This is a genomic window from Flavobacterium rhamnosiphilum (genome assembly GCF_004349195.1).
Taxonomy (GTDB): domain Bacteria; phylum Bacteroidota; class Bacteroidia; order Flavobacteriales; family Flavobacteriaceae; genus Flavobacterium; species Flavobacterium rhamnosiphilum.
On the sequence record NZ_SMLG01000009.1, the window covers coordinates 126,475 to 152,166 of the forward strand.

At 34.2% G+C, this 25,692-nt stretch carries 25 protein-coding genes; 12 read left to right on the top strand and 13 right to left on the bottom strand.

What is annotated here, in order from left to right:
- Positions 1 to 7: 7 nt before the first annotated feature.
- The 3 genes from porK to topA form a co-directional block, all read right to left on the bottom strand.
- Positions 8 to 1,417 (bottom strand): T9SS ring complex lipoprotein PorK/GldK, encoded by a 1,410-nt coding sequence (gene porK / locus E0I26_RS12370; RefSeq protein ID WP_131916777.1) that lies wholly within the window; start codon positions 1,415 to 1,417, stop codon positions 8 to 10.
- Between the two features lie 268 nt (positions 1,418 to 1,685).
- The gene (locus E0I26_RS12375; RefSeq protein WP_131916778.1) at positions 1,686 to 2,837 is read right to left on the bottom strand and encodes a formimidoylglutamase; all 1,152 of its coding nucleotides are present in this window, start codon (positions 2,835 to 2,837) and stop codon (positions 1,686 to 1,688) included.
- 1 nt (position 2,838) lies between these two features.
- Positions 2,839 to 5,355, bottom strand: coding sequence for a type I DNA topoisomerase (gene topA / locus E0I26_RS12380; RefSeq protein ID WP_131916779.1), 2,517 nt, complete (start codon positions 5,353 to 5,355; stop codon positions 2,839 to 2,841).
- Positions 5,356 to 5,694: 339 nt separating this feature from the next.
- Between topA and miaB the strand changes: the two genes are divergently transcribed.
- From miaB to groL, 8 genes are all read left to right on the top strand, one after another.
- Positions 5,695 to 7,140: a tRNA (N6-isopentenyl adenosine(37)-C2)-methylthiotransferase MiaB gene (gene miaB, locus E0I26_RS12385; protein ID WP_131916780.1), complete on the top strand. Its 1,446-nt coding sequence runs from the start codon at positions 5,695 to 5,697 to the stop codon at positions 7,138 to 7,140.
- A gap of 89 nt (positions 7,141 to 7,229) precedes the next feature.
- Positions 7,230 to 7,601: a GxxExxY protein gene (locus tag E0I26_RS12390; protein ID WP_131916781.1), complete on the top strand. Its 372-nt coding sequence runs from the start codon at positions 7,230 to 7,232 to the stop codon at positions 7,599 to 7,601.
- A 59-nt stretch (positions 7,602 to 7,660) separates the two neighbouring features.
- Positions 7,661 to 8,917 (top strand): sigma-54 interaction domain-containing protein, encoded by a 1,257-nt coding sequence (locus E0I26_RS12395; RefSeq protein WP_131916782.1) that lies wholly within the window; start codon positions 7,661 to 7,663, stop codon positions 8,915 to 8,917.
- A 100-nt stretch (positions 8,918 to 9,017) separates the two neighbouring features.
- The gene (locus E0I26_RS12400; protein ID WP_131916783.1) at positions 9,018 to 9,521 is read left to right on the top strand and encodes an LptE family protein; all 504 of its coding nucleotides are present in this window, start codon (positions 9,018 to 9,020) and stop codon (positions 9,519 to 9,521) included.
- Positions 9,522 to 9,603: 82 nt separating this feature from the next.
- Positions 9,604 to 10,455, top strand: coding sequence for a tetratricopeptide repeat protein (locus E0I26_RS12405; RefSeq protein ID WP_131916784.1), 852 nt, complete (start codon positions 9,604 to 9,606; stop codon positions 10,453 to 10,455).
- 3 nt (positions 10,456 to 10,458) lie between these two features.
- A complete protein-coding gene (gene secG, locus E0I26_RS12410) occupies positions 10,459 to 10,791 on the top strand; it encodes a preprotein translocase subunit SecG (RefSeq protein ID WP_131916785.1) in 333 nt (110 codons plus the stop codon).
- A gap of 139 nt (positions 10,792 to 10,930) precedes the next feature.
- The gene (locus E0I26_RS12415) at positions 10,931 to 11,206 is read left to right on the top strand and encodes a co-chaperone GroES (protein ID WP_035670228.1); all 276 of its coding nucleotides are present in this window, start codon (positions 10,931 to 10,933) and stop codon (positions 11,204 to 11,206) included.
- A gap of 38 nt (positions 11,207 to 11,244) precedes the next feature.
- Positions 11,245 to 12,873: a chaperonin GroEL gene (gene groL, locus E0I26_RS12420; RefSeq protein WP_131916786.1), complete on the top strand. Its 1,629-nt coding sequence runs from the start codon at positions 11,245 to 11,247 to the stop codon at positions 12,871 to 12,873.
- 64 nt (positions 12,874 to 12,937) lie between these two features.
- Here the strand turns inward: groL and E0I26_RS12425 are convergent, their stop codons facing one another.
- The 10 genes from E0I26_RS12425 to xrtF form a co-directional block, all read right to left on the bottom strand.
- A complete protein-coding gene (locus E0I26_RS12425; RefSeq protein ID WP_235831768.1) occupies positions 12,938 to 13,804 on the bottom strand; it encodes an IS3 family transposase in 867 nt (288 codons plus the stop codon).
- On the bottom strand, positions 13,804 to 14,238 hold the full coding sequence (locus tag E0I26_RS16560) for a hypothetical protein (protein ID WP_205728800.1): 435 nt from the start codon (positions 14,236 to 14,238) through the stop codon (positions 13,804 to 13,806). The genes E0I26_RS12425 and E0I26_RS16560 overlap by 1 nt, the downstream gene beginning before the upstream one ends.
- A gap of 105 nt (positions 14,239 to 14,343) precedes the next feature.
- Positions 14,344 to 15,024: a DedA family protein gene (locus tag E0I26_RS12430; RefSeq protein WP_131916787.1), complete on the bottom strand. Its 681-nt coding sequence runs from the start codon at positions 15,022 to 15,024 to the stop codon at positions 14,344 to 14,346.
- Between the two features lie 273 nt (positions 15,025 to 15,297).
- Positions 15,298 to 15,642 carry a heavy-metal-associated domain-containing protein gene (locus E0I26_RS12435; RefSeq protein ID WP_165929448.1) on the bottom strand — a complete coding sequence of 115 codons (345 nt, stop codon included), beginning with the start codon at positions 15,640 to 15,642 and terminating at the stop codon, positions 15,298 to 15,300.
- Between the two features lie 15 nt (positions 15,643 to 15,657).
- On the bottom strand, positions 15,658 to 17,670 hold the full coding sequence (locus E0I26_RS12440; protein ID WP_165929449.1) for a TonB-dependent receptor plug domain-containing protein: 2,013 nt from the start codon (positions 17,668 to 17,670) through the stop codon (positions 15,658 to 15,660).
- Positions 17,671 to 17,741: 71 nt separating this feature from the next.
- Positions 17,742 to 18,143, bottom strand: coding sequence for an HYC_CC_PP family protein (locus E0I26_RS12445; protein WP_131916789.1), 402 nt, complete (start codon positions 18,141 to 18,143; stop codon positions 17,742 to 17,744).
- 54 nt (positions 18,144 to 18,197) lie between these two features.
- A complete protein-coding gene (locus E0I26_RS12450; RefSeq protein WP_131916790.1) occupies positions 18,198 to 19,553 on the bottom strand; it encodes an MBL fold metallo-hydrolase RNA specificity domain-containing protein in 1,356 nt (451 codons plus the stop codon).
- A gap of 37 nt (positions 19,554 to 19,590) precedes the next feature.
- Positions 19,591 to 20,421, bottom strand: coding sequence for an ATP cone domain-containing protein (locus E0I26_RS12455; RefSeq protein WP_131916791.1), 831 nt, complete (start codon positions 20,419 to 20,421; stop codon positions 19,591 to 19,593).
- A 58-nt stretch (positions 20,422 to 20,479) separates the two neighbouring features.
- Positions 20,480 to 20,923, bottom strand: coding sequence for an exosortase F system-associated membrane protein (locus E0I26_RS12460; protein ID WP_131916792.1), 444 nt, complete (start codon positions 20,921 to 20,923; stop codon positions 20,480 to 20,482).
- On the bottom strand, positions 20,901 to 21,449 hold the full coding sequence (gene xrtF / locus E0I26_RS12465; protein WP_131916793.1) for an exosortase family protein XrtF: 549 nt from the start codon (positions 21,447 to 21,449) through the stop codon (positions 20,901 to 20,903). Before xrtF ends, E0I26_RS12460 begins: the two co-directional genes overlap by 23 nt.
- A 74-nt stretch (positions 21,450 to 21,523) precedes the next feature.
- Here xrtF and E0I26_RS12470 point away from each other — a divergent pair, with 74 nt between their 5' ends.
- The 4 genes from E0I26_RS12470 to E0I26_RS12485 all read left to right on the top strand — a co-directional run bounded on the left by E0I26_RS12470 (position 21,524) and on the right by E0I26_RS12485 (position 25,614).
- Positions 21,524 to 21,979: a GAF domain-containing protein gene (locus E0I26_RS12470; RefSeq protein ID WP_131916794.1), complete on the top strand. Its 456-nt coding sequence runs from the start codon at positions 21,524 to 21,526 to the stop codon at positions 21,977 to 21,979.
- 34 nt (positions 21,980 to 22,013) lie between these two features.
- Complete coding sequence (locus tag E0I26_RS12475) at positions 22,014 to 22,955, top strand: energy transducer TonB (protein ID WP_131916795.1); 942 nt, start codon at positions 22,014 to 22,016, stop codon at positions 22,953 to 22,955.
- Between the two features lie 105 nt (positions 22,956 to 23,060).
- Positions 23,061 to 23,327, top strand: a complete 267-nt coding sequence (gene rpsO, locus E0I26_RS12480) for a 30S ribosomal protein S15 (protein ID WP_066079886.1) — start codon at positions 23,061 to 23,063, stop codon at positions 23,325 to 23,327.
- Between the two features lie 154 nt (positions 23,328 to 23,481).
- Complete coding sequence (locus E0I26_RS12485) at positions 23,482 to 25,614, top strand: polyribonucleotide nucleotidyltransferase (RefSeq protein WP_131916796.1); 2,133 nt, start codon at positions 23,482 to 23,484, stop codon at positions 25,612 to 25,614.
- Positions 25,615 to 25,692 lie beyond the last annotated feature (78 nt).

Genomic DNA, 25,692 nt, shown 5'->3' on the forward strand with positions numbered 1-25,692 from the left:
CTTTTATTTATTTCTTTTTCCCGTTTCCGGTAGTTTGAACTCCCATATAATCCTGAACAGTTCTAAAGCCAATGTAACTTCTGGCGGAATCAGCATATTCGTGATCGCGTGTAGAAACCTGCAACATATAGGAAACATCTTTCCAAGAGCCACCTCGAACAACTTTTCTTTGATTTTTATAATCCTGAACATTTGGATTCATCGAAGAAACATATTCGTAAGCATTTGGATCATAAGATGAATCTGTCCATTCAGAAACGTTTCCTGCCATATTGTAAAGATTATAACCATTTGGCTCATAAGACTTCGCTTCTACTGTATACAAAGCTTCATCTGCAGCGTAATCCCCTCTATTTGGTTTAAAATTAGCCAAAAAACAACCTCTGTCATTTTTAGTATAAGGTCCACCCCAAGGATAAGTAGCTGATTCTAAACCACCTCTAGCTGAATACTCCCATTCTGCTTCTGTTGGTAATCTGAAAGAGTTTATTAAATCGTGACCTTTCTTTTTGGATTTTATGTAGGTATTTTTATTTAAAGTTCTCCAAGCACAAAAAGCTTTTGCCTGAGTCCATTTTACCCCTACAACTGGATAATCTCCGTAGGCTTTATGCCAGAAATAATCATTATGCATCGGCTCATTGTAAGAATAAGTAAAATCTTTAATCCAAACTGTTGTATCAGGATATACTTTTACTTCTTCTGTTCTGATGAAATTTTTTCTATTTCCTACTTTGGCTTTTGCAGCCGCCTGAATATCCATCCAAGAGTAACGGAATTTTAATTTATCCACATCTATAGTTCGTAATCCATTGTATGAAGCCTCTATTGGCAAATACATTGAATCCATCACTTCAGCGTAATACGCATCAGGATACAACTTAGTATCTTTGATTAATTTCACTTTTTTATTCAATTTTCTTCCCGCATAAGGATCGTCTGCAGTACCTATACTGTAATAATTATCATACATGTATTTATCGTAGGCAGTCATCTTTTCAGGATCAGAATCATTAAAAGCAAAATCACCGATACTTCCGGCATTTTTACCTTTACCTTTAGGGTCTCCTGCACCAGCAGTCTGTCCGCTCATATCCGCAAGAATAGCCAATCGAACTCTCATTGTAGAGTCTTTTACCCATTCTACAAATTGACGGTATTCACTATTGGTAATTTCAGTTTCATCCATGTAAAATGAGCGAACGGTAACTGTTTTGGTAGGAGCATCTTCAACATTAGCTAAATCAGCATCTGATTTACCCATAATAAAAGCACCGCCAGGAATCAAAGCCATTCCATAAGGTTTTTCAGGATGCCATTTCCCTCCATTTATACCAACTAATTCTCCTTTATCGCTTGATTTACCACAGCCAATTAAAAGGGCCAAAATTGACGTATATGCAATGAACTTCTTCATATTAATTTGGTTATCTATTCATTATTTTTAAGTGTGTAAACCTATTTATTATTTATTAATAAAACAATATTTTTGCTCTGAAATAAATTTGAGCTCAAAAATAATGTTAAATAAAATACAAAAAAAATATTTTGCCGACAAAATGCTAAAAAAATCGATAAAATACACAAAAATTGATTTTTTTATGTGTTTTACAATGTTAAGCTTATAAATCGCGTTAATTATTAAACTATTTTTAAGGATTGAAGTATAACTCTCAAATAATTAATTACAAGATATTCTTACGTTGCGCTTTCCACCATCTTTCAGGTAATTCTTGATTGCATGCCAATAAATATTCATCGTAAGAACATGGTAATAACGTATTTCTTTTTAGTTTATTATTACCATTCGAAATAAATGGGATTTCTATCCACCATCGGTCTGTTTTATCACTTTTATAAAAAACAAGTTCCTCTTCCTCCAATGGGACAATGTATTTCAAATAATTTTCTTTACTTCCAAAAGGATACTCATTAGAACGATAATGAAACCCTTCTATAAAATACCAAATTATTTGTGCTATGATGACAGATTCTTGTGCCGAATTATTATGGTTGAATATCCCAAAAGAGGATACTTTATCACTGATACCTGCATATCGTGACAAAGAACAAATTTCTTTTCCATTAAAACCATTTGGCGCAAACGAAATGAAATTTCCTGAATCAGATGATTTAACTGAATTCAGATCAATACTTACCAAATCAGCATCTCTAAAAACGGGTTCCGAAATAGAGATATTATTCGAAACTTCTCCTAATCTATAGGCGTCGAAAAACAATTTCTCTATCAAATCTATTTCTTCCTGAGAATTAAAATACGTTTGATACCCTATATTACAATAATTGAAAAGATTATTAGGTTCGTCTACAATAATTTTTGTCAAATAGGAAGAAGCCGAAACCTCCTCTTCATCCTTACCAAAATCAAATTTATTATCAATGGAAACCAAGTTGACCATTTGTTCCAAGTCATCATAAGCTCTGTAAAGCGCATACGTCAAGTCTTGGGAACCGCCAATAACTATAGGAGTGATTTTTTTCTTGATTAGACTTGCAACTACTTTTTTTACTGCAAAATAAGTATCTTCAACAGAATTCCCGGCAAGAATATCACCTAAATCAGCAATTGAAGCGTCCCAGTTTCCCGGAAATAACCCATATAACTCTTTTCTCAGCGGCACTAAATCTACATCCGAAACAGCTTTTTTATCTCCTCGATTTTCTAAAACGCCTATTACGGCAATTTTAATCTTATTTAAATCCGGAAATTGTTTTTCTGTATGCAATACAATTTTACTTCCCAATTGCTGAGAAGTCAATCCGTTTATATAACTAAGGATTTCATCATCTACGGGTTTCAGAAAGTCAAACTCCATTTTACTTCTTTTTTGCTACTGGTTTCTTTGCTACGGCTTTCTTTGCGGGTGCTTTTTTGGCTGCTACTTTTTTAGCCGGTGTTTTCTTGGCAATCATTTCCTGAACTTCAGCCAATGTCAATTTTGTAGCATCGACATCTTTACTTAATTCAATTTTGATTTTTCCTTTGGTGATAACGGAACGTCCCCAACGGGCTTTTTCAACTAAAATGCCTTCTTCTTCCCAATTATGCAAAACCTTATCAATATTCTTTTGCAATTTATCTTCAATCAAGGCTTCAATATCCATTTGAGACAGATTATCAAAGTTATATTTTTTACTTACATTAATAAACAAACCGCTCCATTTGATAAAAGGACCAAAACGACCCACACCTTTCTGTACGCCTTCCCCTTTATAAACTGCTATTGGCGCATCGGCGGCTGCTTTTTCATCGATTAATTCTTTAGCTCTTTCAAAATCTACGTCTAACGGATTTTCACCTTTTGGCAAAGAAACAAAAGCGGCACCGTGACGAATATAAGGACCAAAACGACCATTACTCACCTCAACTTCCTCATCTTTATATTCTCCCAGCTTTTTTGGTAATAAAAACAAATTCAACGTTTCCTCTAAAGTGATGTTTCCAATATTTTGATCAGCCATTAAGCTGGCAAATTTTTTCTCTTCATCATCAGCAGCTCCAATTTGAGCCATTGGTCCAAATTTCCCTAAACGCACCGAAACCGGCTTCCCTGTTTTTGGATCTGTTCCCAGAATTCTTTCACCGCTTTCTCTGTCTGCATTCGCTTCTACATCTTTTACTATTGGGTGAAATTTATCGTAGAACTCTTGCATCATTTTTGTCCAAACAATATTTCCTTCTGCAATTTCATCAAAATCCTGCTCCACTTTTGCAGTGAAATTATAATCTAAAATGTTTCCGAAATTCTTAACCAAGAAATCCGTGACAATCGTTCCAATATCTGTAGGGACTAATTTCCCTTTATCAGAACCTGTATTTTCTTTCAACAACTTCTCTCCTACTTTCCCGGATTGCAAAGTCAGTTGCGTATAATTACGTTCCTGACCGTCAAGATTTCCTTTCTCCACATAATTTCTATTGATAATCGTAGAAATTGTTGGCGCATAAGTAGAAGGACGACCAATGCCTAATTCCTCTAATTTTTTTACCAAAGAAGCTTCGGTATATCTTGCAGCAGCACGAGAATATCGCTCGGTTGCGGTAATATAATTGTTTTGTAATTTCTCGTTGACTTTCATCGCTGGCAACATGCCTTCTTGCTCTTCTTCATCGTCATCATGACCTTCCAAGTACACTTTCAAGAAACCTTCGAAAAGCAAAACTTCACCAGATGCCGTGAATATTTCACCGTGATTGTTCGCTTCAATTTTCACGTTAGTACGTTCTAATTGTGCATCACTCATTTGCGAAGCCAACGTTCTTTTCCAAATCAAATCATACAAACGGGCTTGATCTCTGTCAATATCTACCGTATGACGCGACATATCCGTAGGACGAATCGCCTCGTGCGCTTCCTGTGCCCCTTTGCTTTTATTGACAAAAGTTCGAGGCTTAGAGAATTCTTTTCCGTAGGATTTGATAATTTCGGCTTCGGCAGCTTCCATTGCATCTTTGGATAAGTTCACACTATCCGTTCTCATATAAGTGATAAGCCCGGCTTCGTACAAACGCTGTGCGAGTTGCATGGTAATTCCAACAGGCAGATACAATTTACGAGCGGCTTCTTGTTGTAAAGTCGAAGTGGTAAATGGACCAGTTGGTGATTTTTTGGTAGGCTTCGTTTCTAAATCGGCTACCTTATATGTAGAACCAATATTTTTATTTAAAAAATCTTCGGCTTCTTTTTTAGTATTGAAATTTTTAGGCAGTTTTGCTTTGAATGTTTTTCCGGATTCATTAGTGAATTCAGCCACAACAGAATACGTTGCAATTGCATTAAAGTTTTGAATTTCTCTTTCACGTTCTACAATCAAACGAACAGAAACCGATTGTACACGACCTGCAGAAAGTCCACCTTTTATTTTTCTCCAAAGTACAGGCGACAATTCATACCCAACCAATCTGTCCAAAACACGACGCGCTTGTTGTGCGTTGACCAAATTATAATCGATTTCACGTGGATTATCAATTGCTTTTAGAATCGCAGTTTTAGTAATTTCGTGAAAAACTATACGCTTGGTTTTCTTCTTGTCTAATTTTAATTCTTCAGCTAAATGCCAAGAAATAGCTTCTCCCTCGCGATCCTCATCACTTGCTAACCAGACCATTTCGGCATTTTTGGCTAAAGTCTTTAATTTGCTTACCAACGCTTTTTTATCAGCAGAAACTTCGTATTTGGGTTTAAAACCATTTTCTACATCTACACCAATTTCTTTGGAAGGCAAGTCTGCAATATGCCCATAACTGGACTCTACTTGAAAATCACTTCCTAGAAATTTCTCGATTGTTTTTGCCTTTGCAGGGGACTCAACTATAACTAAATTCTTTGCCATTGCTCTATTTTTCTGAGACAAAAGTATCTATTTTTTTTAAATATCGGGCTTTTGATTTTATTTTTGAGCGATTTCACAACCATCAACAGATAAGTTCTGGAGATACTCGGCTGTTTTTTAGCCCCGACTGCAGTGAAAAGCCTGGAGCAAAAAAGTAAAAGTTTCCTGTTCTAAAAAAGCGACCAATCCCGATAGCTCCATTCTTAGACTAATTCCCAACCCCTTCAGGGTTTAAAACTCTGAAAGGGTTTCGAATTGTACAAAACATTGTTAATTCTTAATCTGACATCTTGTCATATTTATTTGAATTGCGTTATCTTTGTGCTTTGAAAATACATGATGGAAAAGATTATTGAAGAAAGCAAACAAGGTGAAAGTCTTGTTCTGGAGAATAAACCTGAGAATACAAAAAAACTATTTATAGAAAGTTACGGCTGTGCGATGAATTTTTCGGACAGTGAAATTGTAGCTTCTATTCTATCCGGAAACGGATACAATACAACGCAAGTTCTGGAAGAAGCCGATTTAGTTTTGGTCAATACTTGTTCTATTCGGGACAAAGCAGAGCAAACAATTCGTAAACGTTTGGAAAAATATAATGCTGTAAAACGTATTAATCCAAAAATGAAAGTTGGCGTTTTAGGCTGTATGGCGGAACGATTGAAAAGTCAATTCCTTGAAGAAGAAAAAATCGTTGATCTTGTTGTGGGTCCTGATGCCTATAAAGATTTACCAAACCTTTTACTGGAAGTAGAAGAAGGTCGTGATGCTATTAACGTAATTTTGTCGAAAGACGAAACCTATGGTGATATTTCGCCTGTTCGATTGATGAGTAACGGAATTACCGCTTTGGTTTCAATTACTCGTGGTTGCGACAATATGTGTACTTTTTGCGTGGTGCCTTTCACCCGTGGACGTGAGCGCAGTCGTGAACCTCAAAGTATCATGAAGGAAATTCAAGATTTGTGGGACAAAGGGTTTAAAGAAATTACACTTTTGGGACAAAACGTAGATAGTTTCCTTTGGTATGGTGGCGGATTGAAGAAAGATTTTGAAAATGCTACCGAAATGCAAAAGGCTACGGCAGTTGATTTTGACCAATTACTGGAAATGGTAGCTGTTGGTTTCCCAAAAATGAGAATCCGATTTTCGACCTCTAATCCACAAGATATGCACGAAAGTGTTTTGCACGTTATTGCAAAACATCCTAATATTTGCAAACATATTCACTTGCCGGTTCAGTCCGGAAGCAATAGAATCCTAAAAGAAATGAACCGCTTGCACACGCGTGAGGAATACATGACTTTGATTGACAAAATCAGAACTATTATTCCAAATGGTTCGATTTCGCAGGATATGATTACTGGTTTTCCAACAGAAACTGAAGAAGATCATCAAGACACGTTAAGTTTAATGGAATATGTGAAATATAATTTTGGTTATATGTATTCATATTCCGAACGTCCGGGAACATTTGCAGGAAGAAAAATGGAAGATGATGTAACAGATGAAACTAAAGCCAGAAGATTACAGGAAATTGTCGATTTACAACAAAAACACGCTTGGTTCCGCTCTGAAGAATTCATTGGTCAAACCGTAGAAGTTTTGGTAGAGAAAGTTTCAAAAAAATCGACCGAAGAATTTTCAGGAAGAAATTCACAAAGTATTACGGTGGTTTTTCCGAAGGAAAATTACAAGATTGGGGATTTTGTAAATGTGAGAATTATATCTTGTACCAGCGGAACTTTGAAAGGAGAAGCAGTTGGACTGAGTGAGATGAATTAAAAAAATTAGCCACAGATTAAAAAGATTTTCACAGATTTCTTTTAATTCTTTAATCTATATAATCTGCAATAAAAAAATAAAACAATTTGATGGAAGGATATAGAGAACAAGAAACTTATAAAATTATAGGGATTTGTATGGAAGTACATAGAATTCTTGGTCCAGGATTATTAGAAATTGTTTACAAGGATGCTTTAGAAATAGAATTCAAACTAAACAATATTCCTTACGAAAGAGAAAAAAAATTTTCGATTGATTATAAAGGCGAGATTTTACGTAGTAAATTTAATGCAGATTTTGTTGTATGTGAAGATATTGTATTAGAAGTAAAAGCAGTAAAAGAATTCTGTAACGAACATATTGCACAAATTTTAAATTATTTGAAATTAGCAAATTCAGAAATTGGATTATTAGTTAATTTTCAAAATAAATCTTTACAATATAAAAGATATGCTTTATAAAGAAAATTAAGTAAATCTGTGAGAATCTTTTTAATCTGTGGCAAAAAAAAGAAAAACATATGGAATCAGTTCAAGCTATAAAACAACGATTTGAGATTATCGGGAATGATCCGAAGCTTAATCGTGCGATAGAAAAAGCCATACAGGTAGCTCCTACTGACATTACCGTTTTGGTAGCGGGAGAAAGCGGTGTAGGAAAAGAAAATATTCCTAGAATTATTCATTCGCTTTCGCACAGAAAACACGGAAAATATATTGCCGTAAACTGTGGAGCCATTCCAGAAGGAACGATTGACAGTGAACTTTTCGGGCATGAAAAAGGAGCTTTTACCGGTGCAACCAATACGCGTGAAGGCTATTTTGAAGTAGCTGACGGTGGAACTATTTTCCTGGATGAAGTAGGTGAATTACCACTTACCACTCAAGTGCGTTTGTTACGTGTTCTTGAAAATGGCGAGTTTATAAAAGTCGGTTCTTCGCAAGTACAGAAAACAGATGTGCGAATTGTTGCGGCTACGAATGTCAATTTATTTGATGCTATCGAAAAAGGGAAATTCCGTGAGGATTTATATTATCGTTTAAGCACGGTGGATATTACTTTGCCGCCTTTGCGCGATAGAAAGGATGACATCCATTTGTTATTCAGGAAATTCGTTGCTGATTTTGCCCATAAATACAAAATGCCTCCTTTAAAACTGGACGAAAACGCCATCCAATTATTACAGAAATTTCGTTGGAGCGGAAATATTCGTCAATTGCGAAATGTAGCGGAACAAATCTCCGTTTTGGAAACGAATCGTGATATATCCGCAGTGACTTTACAATCATATCTGCCGGTTTTGGGAAACAATTTACCATCTGTCATAAAGGATAAAAAAAGCGAAAGTGATTTTAGTACCGAAAGAGAAATTTTGTACAAAGTCCTTTTTGATATGAAAAGTGATTTGAATGATTTGAAAAAATTAACTTTGGAATTGATTCAAAATGGCGTGTCCAAAGTACAGGAAACCAATCAGAATTTGATAAAAAAAATATATGGTTCGAAAGAAAATGACAGTGAAATCGATTTTGAAGAAGAACCAAGATCAGCCTTAATCACTACTCAAAACAATCAAGAGCTGTATCAGGAACATGATGATAATTATCTTTTTGCAGAAACAATCGAAGAAGAAGAAACATTACGTTTAGAACAAAAAGAGATTGAAATGATTAAGAAATCATTAGAAAAAAATAAAGGAAAACGAAAAGCTGCAGCAGATGAGCTGGGCATTTCTGAAAGGACTTTATATAGAAAAATTAAGCAATTTGATTTGTAGTTTTTACCACAAAAATGCTAAGACACAAATGATTTAATTCAAAATGAATATCTTTGACCCGACCGTTAGCGAACTGGCAAAGCAATTTTTAAAATAGAAAATGAAACATATAAAATTTATTCTTCTTTCAATAATTATAGTAAGTATCAACAGTTGCTCGGTTTATAACTTTACAGGAACTGGTAAAATTGATGCCGAAACATTTCAAGTTGGTTTTTTTCAGAATAATGCTGAATTAATTGAACCTGGTATCGACAGAACATTTACATTAGAACTTCAAGATTTAATCCAGAACCAAACCAATCTGAACTTGGTCAAAAATGGTGCTGATTTGACTTACGAAGGAGAGATTGTAGATTATAGAATAAGTCCAATGACAGCTACTGCAGATCAGCGAGCAGCTCAGAACCGATTAACGATTCGAGTGAATGTTCGTTTTACTAATAAGAAAAAAGAAGCAGATGATTTTGAAAAACCATTCACTTTCTTCTACGATTATCCTGCAGAACAACAATTGACAGGAGCAACTTTAAACAGCGCTTTAAAGGAAATTTTTGAAAGAATTACACAAGACATCTTTAATGAGTCACTTGCAAAATGGTAAATGAGGTTTTAAATTCGATAATTTGTTGATTCGATTAACCGAAGAACAAACAAACGAATAACCAAATAAACGAATACCCTTTATGAACGTAACCGATTATACTTATTTGATTAATAAACCCGATGCTATCTATGAAAAGCAAACGGAAGCTTTGGAAAAAGTACTCGTTGAGTTTCCTTATTTTCAAAGTGCCAGAGCGATTCAATTAAAAGGGCTTTACAATCAAAACAGTTTTAAATACAATACTGCTTTAAAAATTACAGCAGCACATTCAACTGACCGATCTATTTTATTTGATTTCATTACTTCGGATACGTTCACTTCGATTCAAAAAGGTCTTTACGATAAAAAAGCACTAGAAATTCTTGACATAAAAGTAGTCGACAGTCAAATTATTGTTACTGAAGAAAAAACGGAATCCAAAATAAATTCTTTGGAAAGATCCATACTCACTTCAATAAAAGAAGCTTCAGTAATCGATATTGATGATGCTTCAAAAACTACCGAAGAGAAACTGGCAATTGGAAAACCTTTAGATTTCTCTAAAAGCGAACAACATTCCTTTCAGGAATGGCTTCAACTTTCCCGAACTGAACCTATTGAAAGAGAAAAAGAGAGTCCTATTAATCTACCGCTTCCTATAATAGATGAAGATAAAAGAAAGAAATTAGAATTAATAGACAAATTTATTGAAGCCAGTCCGAAGATTTCTCCGGTAAAACACGGAGTTGCTTCCACCGTTACTTTTGACTTAAATGCAGCCGACAATTCCTTCTTGATGACGGAAACTTTGGCCAGAGTCTATTTGGAACAAAAAAAATATCAAAAAGCGATTCAAGCTTATGAAATATTAATTTTGAAATATCCAGAAAAAAGTAGTTTCTTTGCAGACCGCATATCGGATATTAAGATTTTACAACATAATAATAATTAAACAATGAGCACATTTTCAATTTTTTTAGTTTTAATAACTATAGTTTGTTTTCTATTAATCGTAGTTATCATGGTTCAAAACCCTAAAGGTGGAGGATTATCATCTACAATAGGTGGTTCTCAAATGTTAGGTGGAGTACAAAAAACAACTGATTTTTTAGACAAAAGCACTTGGACATTAGCAACTATACTAATTGCACTTATACTACTTTCTAGCTTAAGCTTTACAGGAACATTAAGTGATACTGATTCTAAAATCATTGAAAATACAGGAAGTGCAACTACACCAGTAGCCCCTGTTCAAAATACACCTGCTGAACCAAATCCAGCAAAATAAATTATTACAACATATTCTAAATGCCAGCCTGTCAAAGCTGGCATTTTTTATAAGAAATTATGTCAGTTTCATTAGGATGGCACAATTTCTGAAATCTCCATAACCGTAATAAAAATAAATAATATAAAAATATAAAATCATGGCTTTAAACATTAAACCGCTTTCTGACAGAGTTCTTATCGAACCCGTTGCAGCTGAAACAAAAACTGCTTCAGGGATTTTTATTCCAGATACAGCTAAAGAAAAACCACAAAAAGGAACTGTAGTTGCTGTTGGAAACGGAACAAAAGACCACACAATGACTGTGAAAATTGGCGATTCTGTTCTTTACGGAAAATACGCTGGTACTGAATTAAAACTGGAAGGAAAAGATTATTTGATCATGCGTGAAGACGATATTTTAGCAATAATATAATCGAATTAACAAATAAACGAATTAACAAATAAATTAAAATGGCAAAAGATATAAAATTTGATATTGAAGCACGTGACGGATTAAAACGTGGTGTTGATGCATTGGCAAATGCAGTAAAAGTAACGCTGGGACCAAAAGGTCGTAACGTAATCATTGGAAAAGCTTTTGGTGGACCAAACGTGACTAAAGATGGTGTTACCGTTGCAAAAGAAATTGAATTGAAAGATCCATTGGAAAACATGGGTGCTCAAATGGTAAAAGAAGTAGCTTCTAAAACTAATGATTTAGCCGGAGACGGAACTACAACTGCAACTGTTTTGGCACAAGCAATTGTAAAAGAAGGTTTAAAAAACGTTGCGGCGGGAGCAAATCCTATGGATTTGAAACGTGGTATTGACAAAGCGGTTGAAGCTATTGTAGCTGACTTAGCAAAACAAGCAAAAGTAGTAGGAAGTGATTCTGAAAAAATCAAACAAATTGCTTCAATTTCTGCTAACAATGATGAAGTAATTGGTGAGTTAATCGCTACTGCTTTCGCAAAAGTTGGAAAAGAAGGTGTTATCACTGTTGAAGAAGCCAAAGGAACTGATACGTATGTTGATGTTGTGGAAGGTATGCAATTTGACAGAGGATATCTTTCTCCTTATTTTGTGACTAATTCCGAAAAAATGGAAGTAGAATTGGAAAATCCTTACATCCTTTTATACGATAAAAAAGTTTCTTCTTTAAAAGAATTATTACCAGTTTTGGAACCAGTTGCTCAATCTGGAAAACCATTATTGATTATTGCTGAAGATGTTGATGGTGAAGCATTATCTACATTGGTAGTAAATAAATTACGTGGAGCCTTGAAAATCGCTGCTGTAAAAGCGCCTGGTTTTGGTGACAGAAGAAAAGCAATGTTGGAAGACATCGCTATCTTAACCGGAGGAACTGTAATTTCTGAAGAAAGAGGATACACTTTAGAAAACACAACTATCGAAATGTTAGGAACTGCTAAAAAAGTGACTATCGATAAAGACAATACAACGATTGTAAGTGGTGCTGGCGAAGCTGACATGATTAAAAATCGTGTCAACCAAATCAAAGGTCAAATGGAAGCTACAACTTCTGATTATGACAAAGAAAAGTTGCAAGAACGTTTGGCTAAATTAGCTGGTGGAGTTGCTGTCCTTTATGTTGGTGCTGCTTCTGAAGTAGAAATGAAAGAGAAAAAAGACAGAGTTGATGATGCACTTCACGCAACGCGTGCTGCTGTTGAAGAAGGAATTGTTGCTGGTGGTGGTGTTGCTTTATTGAGAGCTAAAAATGCACTTAGCACTATCAAAGCTGATAATGCTGACGAAGCAACTGGAATTCAAATTGTATCTCGTGCAGTAGAGTCTCCATTGAGAACTATTGTAGAAAACGCAGGTCTTGAAGGTTCAGTTGTTGTTGCAAAAGTTGCTGAAGGAAAAGGTGATTTTGGATACAACGCAAAAACTGACGAATACGTTGACATGCTTAAAGCAGGTATTATTGATCCTAAAAAAGTAACGCGTGTAGCATTAGAAAACGCAGCTTCGGTTGCCGGAATGATATTGACTACTGAATGTGCTTTGATTGATATTAAAGAAGATAATGGTGGCGGAAACCCAATGGGTGGAGGTATGCCAGGGATGATGTAATAACATTTCACTGTCTAGTCCTGAAAAACCGATACAGGATTAATAAAAAATAAAATTACAATTTTTAAACAGTAGTAATCAAAAGTTTACTACTGTTTTTTGTTTTATAAGTCTTCATTTTAATTTGGTTTTGTAAATGCATTTGATCAGGAGTTAACATATAATTGGAGTAATGTGGACGTTGTTGATTATATGTATTAATTGCTTCTTTAACAATACACTTCATAATGTCTAAATCTTGATTGTATTTATCAATCATAAATTCTTGCTTTAATATACCGTTTATTCTTTCAGCCACCGCATTCTCATAGGGATCTGAGTTTTGTGTCATACTAGGGAGTATTCCATTTTTATTTAAAACATTTTGATAGTCATTCGCACAATATTGCAATCCTCTATCTGAATGATGGATTAATGGTATCTTCTTGTTTTTTCTTTGCCTTACTGCCATTTTAAGAGCTCTAACACTGCTTTCTGTATTCATGTTATCCGCAACATAATATCCCATAATCTTCTTAGAATAAGCATCTGTAATAATGCTTAAGTAACATGGTTTTTCTCTTTTTCCAATATATGTTATATCAGATACCCAAACTTGTTCTGGTCTGTTAATTTCTAAATCTAAAATTCGATTTAGATGTTTTCTAAACCGATGATGTGAGTTAGTTGTTACATGATAACTTCGTTTAGGCTGTATTAATAAATGATTGGCTCTAAGAATATCAAAGAATTTATCCCTCCCGATTTTCATCAATTCGAGCTTATCCAACAAAAGATGATATAGTTTTCGAGTACCTATTCTGGGCATTGTTTTCCTGATATCATTAACCATCGAAATCACTTCTTCGGCTTTATTCTGTTTAGATACTTTTCTTCTGATTTTTCGATAATAAACCTGTCTGTCTATCCCGAACAAATAACAGGTAAACACTACTGTTTCTTGTTCTTTTTGTTTAAAATGGTCGATTGTTCGGGTGGTGAATTTTTTCGTATATCGATATGATATTCTTTCTCTGCCAGATCTATCATCATGTCAAATAGAATGGCTTTTTTGTCAGCAACATAAGCTTGTCTTTCTAGAAATGCCTTTTGTTTTTCTAATAACTTGACTTGAGCTTCAAGTTCCATAATCTTCTGTTCTGGTGTCTTTGGCATATTCGAAAGGGTTTGGTTCTCCCAATCAAAATTACCAAATTTTCTTAACCATTCTACAACTGTCTTTCTACATTGGATACCATATTTATTGGTAGCTTCTGTTGGCGTGAGCTGTCCTAGTTCTATTTCTTGAACAATTTGTAATTTAAAAGACATCGAATAGTCTTTTTGAGTCCACTTTACATAGCCAGTGGCTTCATGTTTTTCCATAAGGATACTTTTTGTGTATCGTTATTTCAGGACGGGACACACTTCAAATAAAAAACCGTCCCGATATAATCGGGACGGTTTTTTTATGAATTGTAAATTATTTATTTATTCTTGAACTTTAGATTTTTTACTGAACTTATAAATGACCGGTAAAACAGTAATTCCAACTAAAGCGATAACAATAATTTCAATGTGCTCTTTCAAATCAATTTGATAATTATCAAGTAGAAACCCATATAAATAATGTCCTGCGAAAATCAAGGTGAATGACCAAATGAAAGAACTAAGAATATTATAAAACATAAACTTCTTTTTGTCCATAGAAACGATTCCAGCTACTATTGGTGCAAAAGTTCTAAATATTGGAAGGAATCGAGCAAAAATAATTGCTTTACCTCCGTATTTTTCAAAGAAATCTTTTGATTGAACTAAATATTTTTTCTTAAACCAAAAGCTATCTTCTTTATTGTACAAATAATAACCGCTTTTTGAACCAAACCAATATCCAACAATATTACCTAATATCCCTGATAAAGCCACAAGTGTTGATAAAAGAACAACATTCACAAAATCATTTTCAATAAATAAAATATTTTCTATTAAATCGCGACTGTAAATCCCTGCCAAAAACAATAAACTATCTCCCGGTAAAAAGAAACCCGCAAAAAGACCTGTTTCTGCAAAAACAATAAATAAAACTATATAAATACCCAATTTAATTCCATTAACATCAAAATGAATATAAAAAAGCGGGTCAATCAAATTCTTCCAATCAAAATCGTTCATTCTACGGTGTTTTATGCTAAAATTATTCGTGCGTGAAAGTACGGATAATATATCTCAACCACAATTTATGATACCATTTTAAAGTTTTATTAACTATTTAAATTAGCCGAATTAACTTTACCTTGCTTACAATCAAATGTTGTTTTTAATATTCGTGATTCCAGTTCTTTAAAAACATGATTTTTTTATAGTTAACAACCACAATTTCACTCAAAAAAATATTAAAATATGGCATTAAAAAAACCAAAGCTTTCACTTTGGTTTTCTTTAAAATTATTTTCGTTCATATTGGCAACAAGTATGAAGTTTGTCATAATCTTCCTTTAATGCCCTGGCGCCATCCGAGTCGTGACCTGCTTTTGCAAGCGCTTTTTGAATTGTGGCAACATCCGTTTTCTGCTCGTTTACTATCAAATATAAAGCAGTAGAATCTATATGCCAATTGGCAGATTTCACACCCGAAACACTGAATGCCGCTTTTTCAATTCTCTTTTTACACATTTCACAATTCCCGCTCACATGAAATTCAACCTTAACATTTTTATTTTTCCCCTCTTGAGCCTGAACTGTAAATCCAACAAATGTCAGTAACAGTACTACTATTATATTTTTCATCATTTAAATTTTTTAAGACTATTTAATTTTAAAACGTAAACCTGCATAATACATTTGTCCAAAAACTGGACCATAAACTATTGACGCATCAAAAGTAGGTCCAAATGGGTTCTCATTACCCAGGATAACATTATCTTGCTTGTAATTCCCAATATTTTCACCGCCAATATACATTTCAAAAGTAGAAGAAAAAGTTCTGGTAACTTGTATATTCATGACAGAAAATGAAGGTGAAAATTCAGGCAGCCTGTCTTCTTCAGGATTTGTTGATGTATTGGGTAATTGTTGTTTTCCAAGCCAGTTGAAAGTATAATCAAACTTCCATTGTTTTCCCTTATCTAAAATATGAGTTTCATACCCTAAATTCCCAAAGAAACGATGTTTTGCCTGCAATGGCCTTTGGTAGGTCCCTGATAAATAATCCGTTTGAATATCATAGTATTTGTAGGCTGTTCTCAAATTAAAATGTTTGGCTAATTCATAATTGAACTCTACTTGCAAACTATTCGCATACGATTTCCCTTTTAAGTTGTAAAACAAAACCTGTTGTGGACTCTCCAACACATCAACAACTGCCTGATTTTGAAAATCGGTTCTGTAGAAATCAAAACCAACATCAGCACTCTTGCCGAAAAGTAAAAAACCCTGCATAAAACTCACCCCATAATTCCATGCAATTTCAGGATTCAAACCGTATATTTTTCCATTGGTATCTAAAAATTCAAAAGTTCTTGAACTTGCCAAAAGCTGTTGATTTTCGGCAAAAACATTAGCGCTTCGTTTCCCTCTACCTGCTGAAAATCGCAAAACACCTTTTTCCCAAGGATTGTATCGCACATGTAATCTTGGCGTAGCAAAAGTCCCCAAACGATTATGATTATCTATTCTACCGCCAAGAACTACGCTAAAGTTCTCCGTGTTATCATAGGTATATTCAAAAAAAGCACCTACCGAATTATCAATCCTACTGTAATCATTTACATTGACAAACTCTCCGTATTTATCATACGTGAAGTTCAAACCCGTTGAAAATTTATGTTTCGTATTATTGATAATCGAATTGAAAATCAGGTTCGAATAATAACTTTTTTGTTTGATATTATACTGATTTAATCCAAAATAAGAGTTTTGATCGTGACTGTTAAAAGCGTTTTGAAAACCAATACTCTGATACGGCATATCTGGAAAAACATAGCCTAATTTCGTGGAAACATCAAAACGTTCCGTATTGATTTCGGAACCCCAATAATTAGTCGTCCCCTTATCTCTATCTGGATCAAAATTTAATTCTCCAGTTTGTTTTTGATCATTCATATAACGTAAGTTAATGAAACTCACCCATCCTTTTTCAGCATTGGTATATTGCCAACGATTTAAAACATTGATTTGTTTTGCCAATGGATTGTCCAGAAAACCATCGTCATTCATATCGTTTTTTGAAACTCTCGTGTTTACGTGAACAAACAAACTACTACTCCATTTGTCAGAAATTTTGGTATTGAAATGCGTATTTAATTCAAACCGAGAATCTGTAGAACCATAGGCATTCAGAAAAAATGGAATATCGCTGATTGGCTTTATTAATTCGGTATTGATTTGTCCCGAAATACTTTCGAAGCCATTGACAACACTTCCAGCACCTTTGGTAATTTGGATGCTTTCAACCCAAGTTCCCGGCGTGAATGACAATCCGTAGGCTTGAGAAGCACCACGTACCGAAGGAATGTTTTCCTCAGTAATCATCAAATAAGGACTCGTCAATCCTAACATTTTTATTTGTTTCGTCCCTGTCAAAGCGTCCGAAAAATTGACGTCGATTGAAGGATTTGTTTCGAAACTTTCTGCCAGATTACAACAAGCTGCTTTAAGTAATTCTTTGCTTGTCAGCGTTGTAGTATTAGCCGTTAGACTATATGATTTTTTTAAACTTTTACTGTTTCCTTTTACTTTTATCTCCTGCAAAGTATCTTGCGAATAAGAATTAAAAGCGCAAAAGAAGAACAATAAAAGTATTGAAATTTGTTTTTGCATGATTGATTTTTAATGTTAGAAAAATGTAAAATCACAAAGGTGTGATTCAAGTTTTTATTAAAACATTAAAACTACGCGTAGAAAATATATTGGTGGTATAATTTAAAAAAAGACGGCGCATTTGCATCGCAATAATACGAAGTAAACTGGCTGTTTTTAAAATTTGAAATAAATGAAAATACAGAAGGATTCCATTCCTCTATTGAAAATGTAAAATCCGTATGAAAAGAAACTATTTTTTGAATTAGATCATCCGTTTTCTTTTGAAATTTAACCTCTTTGTCTTTGCAACAATGTGATTTTTTTTCAATAACCCCACAACAATCTTTTTCTAAATTTTGATCCTGAACAGGAGTTTTAAGAGTAACCGAAGCAATCTCATTACCGCAATAACGAACATTAAATGCTAATCCCATATTGGAAACCAACAGGAAAAAAGCAAGAAGAAGACAAATAGGTCTTTTGAATTTCATGTTGCTAAATTAGTGATTTAATTAAACTCCAAAAGCTAAATTCATGTTAAAAATCTACAATTCAAACTCTTGTCCCATTAAAGGAATTTTACAATCAAAACCATATTTTTCATGAATTTTTATCCGAAGTTCATCCATCGGCTGATTTTCTCCATGCACGAGAAAAACTCTTGTCGGTTTATTTTCCAACTCTGACAGCCAATTGAGTAAATCCTTTTGATCTCCATGCGCTGACAAACCCTGTATTTCCAGAATATTTGCCTTTACAGGATAATACCGACCATGAATTTTAACTTCTTTTGCTCCCTCTAATAATTTTCTTCCACGTGTTCCTTCGGCCTGATATCCTACAATGATTACAGTAGTTTCCGGAAGACCAATATAGTGCTCGAGATAACTTAACACTCTTCCTCCGGTTACCATTCCGCTGGCTGCAATCACCACTTTAGGCTGCTCATCAAAAATCACTTCAATTGTTTCCTGATAATCAGAAACCAATGAAAACATTTTACTCATTTCGGCACATTCTTCCAGCGATAACTTATGCCATTTTTTATTATTCGAAAAAATATTCAGTGCATTAATTCCCATTGGAGTATCAATAATATAAGGAATATTGGGAATCCTATTCTCTTCTCTAAGCTGCCATATCAGATACATGATGGTTTGGGCACGCTCTACAGCAAAACTCGGAATAATAATCGTTCCGCCTTTCTCGACAGTATTGTTAATGTAGGTTTCTAATTCTAATTTGGTATCTGTTTTAGGATGCAGTCGATCACCATAGGTACTTTCGAGAAAAACATAATCGGCTTTTTTGGGTTTGGTTGGCGGATACATCAACACATCATTATCACGACCAATGTCTCCGGAAAAAACTAAGGTTTTATTTTCAAGTGTCAATGCAATACTGCAAGCACCCAGAATATGACCTGCATTCGTATAAACAGCTTCAATCTGGGCATCCAAAGGAACAGGTTCATTGGTTTTAATTACTCTAAAAAACGGAAAAACTTTTTCAGCTTGTTCTACCGTATAAAGTGGTTCGGCAATTTCATGTTTGGAATATTTCCCTTCATTTGCATTTTTAGCTTCTTCTTCCTGAATTTTAGCACTATCCAAAAGAATGAGTTTAGTAATATCTTTTGTGGGACTGGTGCAATAAATTTTGCCTTCAAAGCCCTGATTCACCAATCTTGGCAACCAACCACAATGATCTAAATGACCATGAGTAAGCAAAACAAAGTCTATCGTGGACGGCAAAATAGGCAAAGGTTCCCAATTGAGTTCCCGCAAAGGTTTTATCCCTTGGAATAGACCACAATCTATCAAAATCCGAATCCCATTACTTTCAATTAATGTTTTAGAACCAGTCACTGTACCTGCTCCACCAATAAATTTAACTTTCATTTGATTTGAATTTAAAATTAAACAATCCAGTATTATTTTAAATATAACTACATAATTCCGATGCTTCTTTTAATACGTGTTTTATCCGGTTTGGACTCAATCCAATTTTCTCCAAGCAATCGGAATGGTTTATTATTTCTTTTACCAATATCACATCCAATATCAACAACTTATCTTTTTCAGCTATTGATAAAGTGGTTAAACAAGTCACCGGATAAAGATAATGCGTGTCATTTTTGGTTTTTAGATTATTGTCTTCAGGATAATTCCAACTTAATAAACTCAATCCTGAACATTTTGCAAAATCGACCGCATCTGTTGTAAATCTGTTATTTGTGACGATCCAACAATTTGAAATAATATCTCTTTTTTCAAAAATGGCATGTTGTCTTTCCTTCAAGTCATTAAAACGAGACAAAATATACATGGGAACTTTCACATCCGAAGCGGCATCTCTACCCACATGATATTTGCATTCAACCATGGAAATATCCTCATTCTTCTTTACTAAAACATCAATTTCATGCAAGACACATTTGCCCTGCAAGCTTATATTTGTTACCGTTTGATACTGTTCCGAGGCAAAAAGACGGGCTATGTATTTTTCGAAAAAGAAGCCTGCAGGACCTAACAGCCGTATTGCTTCTCTTAAATTATAACGTGCTGCATGGGAATTAGCTGTTTTTTTCAATAATGAAAAAGCCATTTTATAGATTTGCTTCGTAGAAATACCTTCATACATTTGTTTTTTTATAGTATAAAGTATGTTGTCGACCGCAATAGCACTTGCTCCGGATTTTAAAAGTGATTTTTTGAGTTTATCAGAATTAAATTCGACAATATCTCCAGAATGTTTGATGATTTTCATACCCTTATTGATTTGATAAACAAATACTTAAATCAACATTAAAGATAAAGAAAAAAGACTACTTATTTTGTTTTTGATAATAAAATCCCGGAACAAATAATAAGACAAAAATAGGTTGAATCAAAAACCTGCGAACATAAAACAGAATCCAATTACTATGTTCATGTGCGAAGTAGACTATGTAGAAAAAAGCAACAATTAAAATCATAAAGAAAAAATAATACAGGACTAAGGCAAATTTAACCATTCCTACGTCTTTGAAAAGGACATAAATAATACCCAATGAAATAGTAGTATTCAATGTATAACGGAACAACAATCCTAAAAACAATTGGGTTGAATTGAAACTTGGCAACCTTAACTTAGTAAAATCTTTTTTGAAGAAATCCAGAAAGGGATCATAAAACAACTGATTTTCAAAAGTGCGAACAAGCACTAATAATACAACCAAAAAAAGGAATTGCACTAATCTTAGTTTGTTATTTAATATCTTTTGAAGCATATCTTGAAAATTTACGAACCCAAATTAACCATAAAATAAAAACCACACCATAAATATACAAAGGAAAAAGGACTCCGTGTAAAAATGGTTCTTGTTTTGGAAAATAAAAAATAAGCGCAATTAAAGCTGCTATTCTCAAAACATTCAGCACATAAATAAGCAGGCTTCCGCCAAAGATAAAAAGTAGCGTCATTTTTAATTTCCCCGAAAAAGCTACCACAAATGAAATAAACAAAATAATTACACTGATTGCATTACAGCCTTCTATAATTCGGGCAACATATTTCTGATCATAAAACAACTTCATATAAGGGTGCGCAGCACTTTCTTCAATTGCAGATCCATCATTAAACAGTTGCAACACTTGCGCCGTATTTTTACCCACCATTCTTGTAATAGAATCTATTTCATTTTCTTCAAAACCACTAAGATAGCGCTGATACAAAAAAGTCAGTACGATATATGCCAGAAAAAAGGTTGCCAGAAAAAGCAAAAAAGGTTTATAAAGAATAAAATATTTTTTCAAGATCTATTTTTTAACAAATTTATGTAATTTTTGAAACCGGCTTTAAATACTTTTGCATAAATAAAATTAAAAACATGACATTTCAAGAATTACAACCAAAAGTAACCGAAATCACATTAAATAAAACGCTGTCAAGAGACGAAAAACTGTTGTCAATTTGTCAATTACTTAGCGACTCTATTGCATATTACAATTGGGTTGGATTTTATTTTGCAAATCACGAATCTAAAACATTGCACTTAGGACCTTACGTAGGTGCAGAAACAGATCATACTGTAATCCCTTTTGGAAAAGGAATTTGCGGACAAGTAGCAGTTTCTAATGAAAACTTTGTAGTTCCTGACGTTGCAGCGCAAGACAATTATATTGCTTGTAGTTTTACCGTAAAATCCGAAATCGTTGTGCCCCTTTTTGTAAACGGCGAAAACATAGGACAAATTGATATTGACAGCCATGTCTTGGATCCATTTACTAAAGAGGATGAGTTATTTTTGGAGTTTGTGAATGAGGAAGCGGCAAAATTGTACTAAAATTGATACATTTGATTTTTAATCTAAATTATTTATGAAATCAAATTTACATTTTATACTATTTCTTCTAATTCCAATTTTATCATTCTCTCAAACCCCTATTAGCAAAAAAATTTATTTGGATTCCCTTTGGAATGAAACTACGGAAGCAAATCATAAATATTACAGAATAACCAAGAGCTACAATTTAAACCAAGACAGCTATACAGTATCTGATTATTACAAATCAGGCGTTTTACAAATGGCAGGAACCTCAAAAACCAAAGATTATCTATCGAAAGAAGGCCAATTTATATTTTATTATGAAAATGGGAATAAAAGATCCATTGCAAATTATGTGAATTCCAGACCAAGTGGCAAACAGTTTGACTGGTATGAAAATGGACAAATCAAATCAGAAATTGAATATCTAGAAAATCAAAATGGGTCTATTTCTGAAATTAGCGTTAATCAATTCTGGAATACCGAAAACGTCCAAAAAGTTATTGACGGCAACGGTGATTATGAATACTCCGATGACAGACAGCACGAAAACGGAAAAATAAAAAACGGTTTTCATGATGGTATTTGGAAAGGATATAACAAAAATCTTAATTGGAGCTACACGGAAATTTATGAAAACGGCAAATTCATTTCGGGCGTAAGCATTGATTCCTCTAACACGGAACACCCATATGATGTAATTGAATCTAAACCCAAACCAAAAAAAGGAATCGAACATTTTTATGGGTATATAGGAAAAACATTTAATACCCCAAAAGTACAAGGACTTAAAGGAAAAATCTATATTACCTTTGTCGTTGACGCAAATGGGAAAATTATAGAACCCAAAATCCTTAGAGATATAGGTTACGGAACAGGTCTAGAAGCAATAAGAGTTTTAACCAGTTATGGAAACTGGATCCCCGGTCAACAAAGAGGCATTAATGTTCGTGTACTTTATTCTATACCTATTACTATACAATCAAGATATTAAAATAATTTGCAATTCATAATTTATAATTCATAATTATTTTCTACATTTGCACCCGTCTTACAATGGATGTACGACATACATAAAAATCATTAAACAAATATTGGAATGTATTTAACTAAAGAGATTAAAGAAGAAATCTTCGCTAAACACGGAGAAAAAACAAACACTGGAAAATCAGAAGCTCAAATTGCTTTGTTCACTTTCAGAATTAGCCACTTAACGGAGCACTTGAAAAAAAATCGTCACGATTATAATACAGAGCGTTCATTAGTATTGCTTGTAGGTAAAAGAAGATCTTTGTTGGATTACTTGAAGAAAACAGAAATCAACAGGTACCGTGAAATTATCAAAGTATTGAATATCAGAAAATAATCAATATAAAAGAGGTGCGAAAGTGCCTCTTTTTGTTTTTATATACAATAATAAAAAAAGTTTGGTTTTTCATTGGGTTTTAGGCATTAACTACGCACAACAACAACTACAACACAACTAGAACCCATTGTTTAATCTAAAGAGAATTCAAATTATGATTCCAAAAGTTTCAAAAGAAATTATCGATTTAGGAGATGGCAGAAGCATCTCAATCGAGACCGGAAAACTAGCCAAACAAGCTGACGGTTCAGTAGTAGTACAAATGGGAAATGCGATGTTGCTTGCAACAGTTGTATCTGCCAGAAAAGCAAGCCCAGTAGATTTTTTACCTTTAACGGTAGATTATCGTGAAAAATTTGCAGCAGCAGGTCGTTTTCCTGGTGGATTTTTCAAAAGAGAAGCAAGACCAAGCGACAGCGAAGTTTTGACAATGAGATTAGTTGACCGTGTATTGCGTCCACTTTTTCCAAATGATTATCACGCTGAAACGCAAGTGATGATTCAATTGATGTCTCATGACGAAAATGTTATGCCAGATGCATTAGCAGGTTTAGCCGCTTCGGCAGCACTTGCTTTATCTGACATTCCTTTTTCAACTTTAATTTCTGAAGTTCGTGTCGCTAGAGTTGACGGTAAATTTATCATCAATCCAAGCCGTACACAATTAGAATTGTCTGATATTGACATGATGATTGGTGCTTCAAAAGATTCTATCGCAATGGTAGAAGGTGAGATGAAAGAAATTTCAGAGCACGAAATGGTGGAAGCGATTAAATTTGCACACGAAGCGATCAAAATTCAAATCGAGGCTCAAGAAAGATTAGTTGCCGCTTTTGGTAAAAAAGAAGTTAGAACTTACGAGCAAGAAAAAGAAGACTGCGCCATTTATGACAAAGTAAAAGCGGCATCCTACGACTTGTGTTACGCTATTGCAAAAGAAGGAACAGCGAAACACGAAAGAACAGCTCAATTTGCTGAAGTTAAAGAAGTAGTAAAATCTTTATTTACCGAAGAAGAATTAGCCGAACACGGTGATTTAGTTTCTAAATATTTCTACAAAGCCAATAAAGAAGCGGTTCGTAACGTAATCCTTGATTTAGGTTCTCGTTTAGACGGTAGAAAAACTACAGAAATCAGACCTATCTGGGCTGAAGTAGATTATTTACCATCTGTTCACGGATCGGCATTGTTTACAAGAGGAGAAACTCAAGCATTGGCAACAGCAACTTTAGGAACTTCTAGAGAAGCAAACCAAATTGATTCTCCATCTCAACAAGGTGAAGAAAAATTCTACTTACATTATAACTTCCCTCCTTTCTCTACAGGTGAAGCAAAACCATTAAGAGGAACTTCAAGAAGAGAAGTAGGTCACGGAAACTTAGCTCAAAGAGCGTTGAAAAACATGATTCCTACTGATTGTCCTTACACTATTCGTATTGTATCTGAAGTATTAGAATCTAACGGTTCTTCTTCTATGGCAACCGTTTGTGCTGGTACATTAGCGCTTATGGATGCAGGTATCCAAATGATCAAACCAGTTTCTGGTATTGCTATGGGATTAATTACTGACGGAGATCGTTTTGCTGTATTGTCTGACATTCTTGGTGATGAGGATCACTTAGGAGACATGGACTTTAAAGTAACCGGAACTGCTGACGGAATCACTGCTTGTCAAATGGACATCAAAATCGAAGGATTGGCATACAACATCATGGAATCAGCATTAGCTCAAGCTCGTGATGGTCGTTTGCACATTCTTGGAAAAATAACTGACGTTTTAGCAGCGCCTAAAGCAGATGTTAAAGCATATGCTCCAAAAATTATCACAAGAACTATTCCTGGTAATTTCATTGGTGCTTTGATCGGACCTGGTGGAAAAGTAATTCAAGAATTACAAAAAGCTACCGGAACTACAATCGTTATCAACGAAGTAGACGAACAAGGAGTCATCGAAATTCTTGGTACAGATCCTGCTGGAATTGAAGCTGTATTGGCTAAAATTCAGTCCATTACTTTCAAACCACAAATGGGAGAAGCTTATGATGTGAAAGTAATCAAAATGCTTGATTTTGGAGCTGTAGTAGAATACCTTGCAGCACCCGGAAATGAAGTATTACTTCACGTATCTGAGTTAGCTTGGGAACGTACTGAAAACGTTTCTGATGTTGTTAATATGGGTGATACTTTTCAAGTGAAATACTTAGGTATGGATCCAAAAACAAGAAAAGAAAAAGTGTCAAGAAAAGCACTTATGCCAAGACCTCCACGTGAGGAAAGAAAAGAGTAATCAGATCTTAGTTTACTAAAGGTTTATTTATAAAAAATCCCGTTTCATGAATTTGAAACGGGATTTTTGTTTTTAATT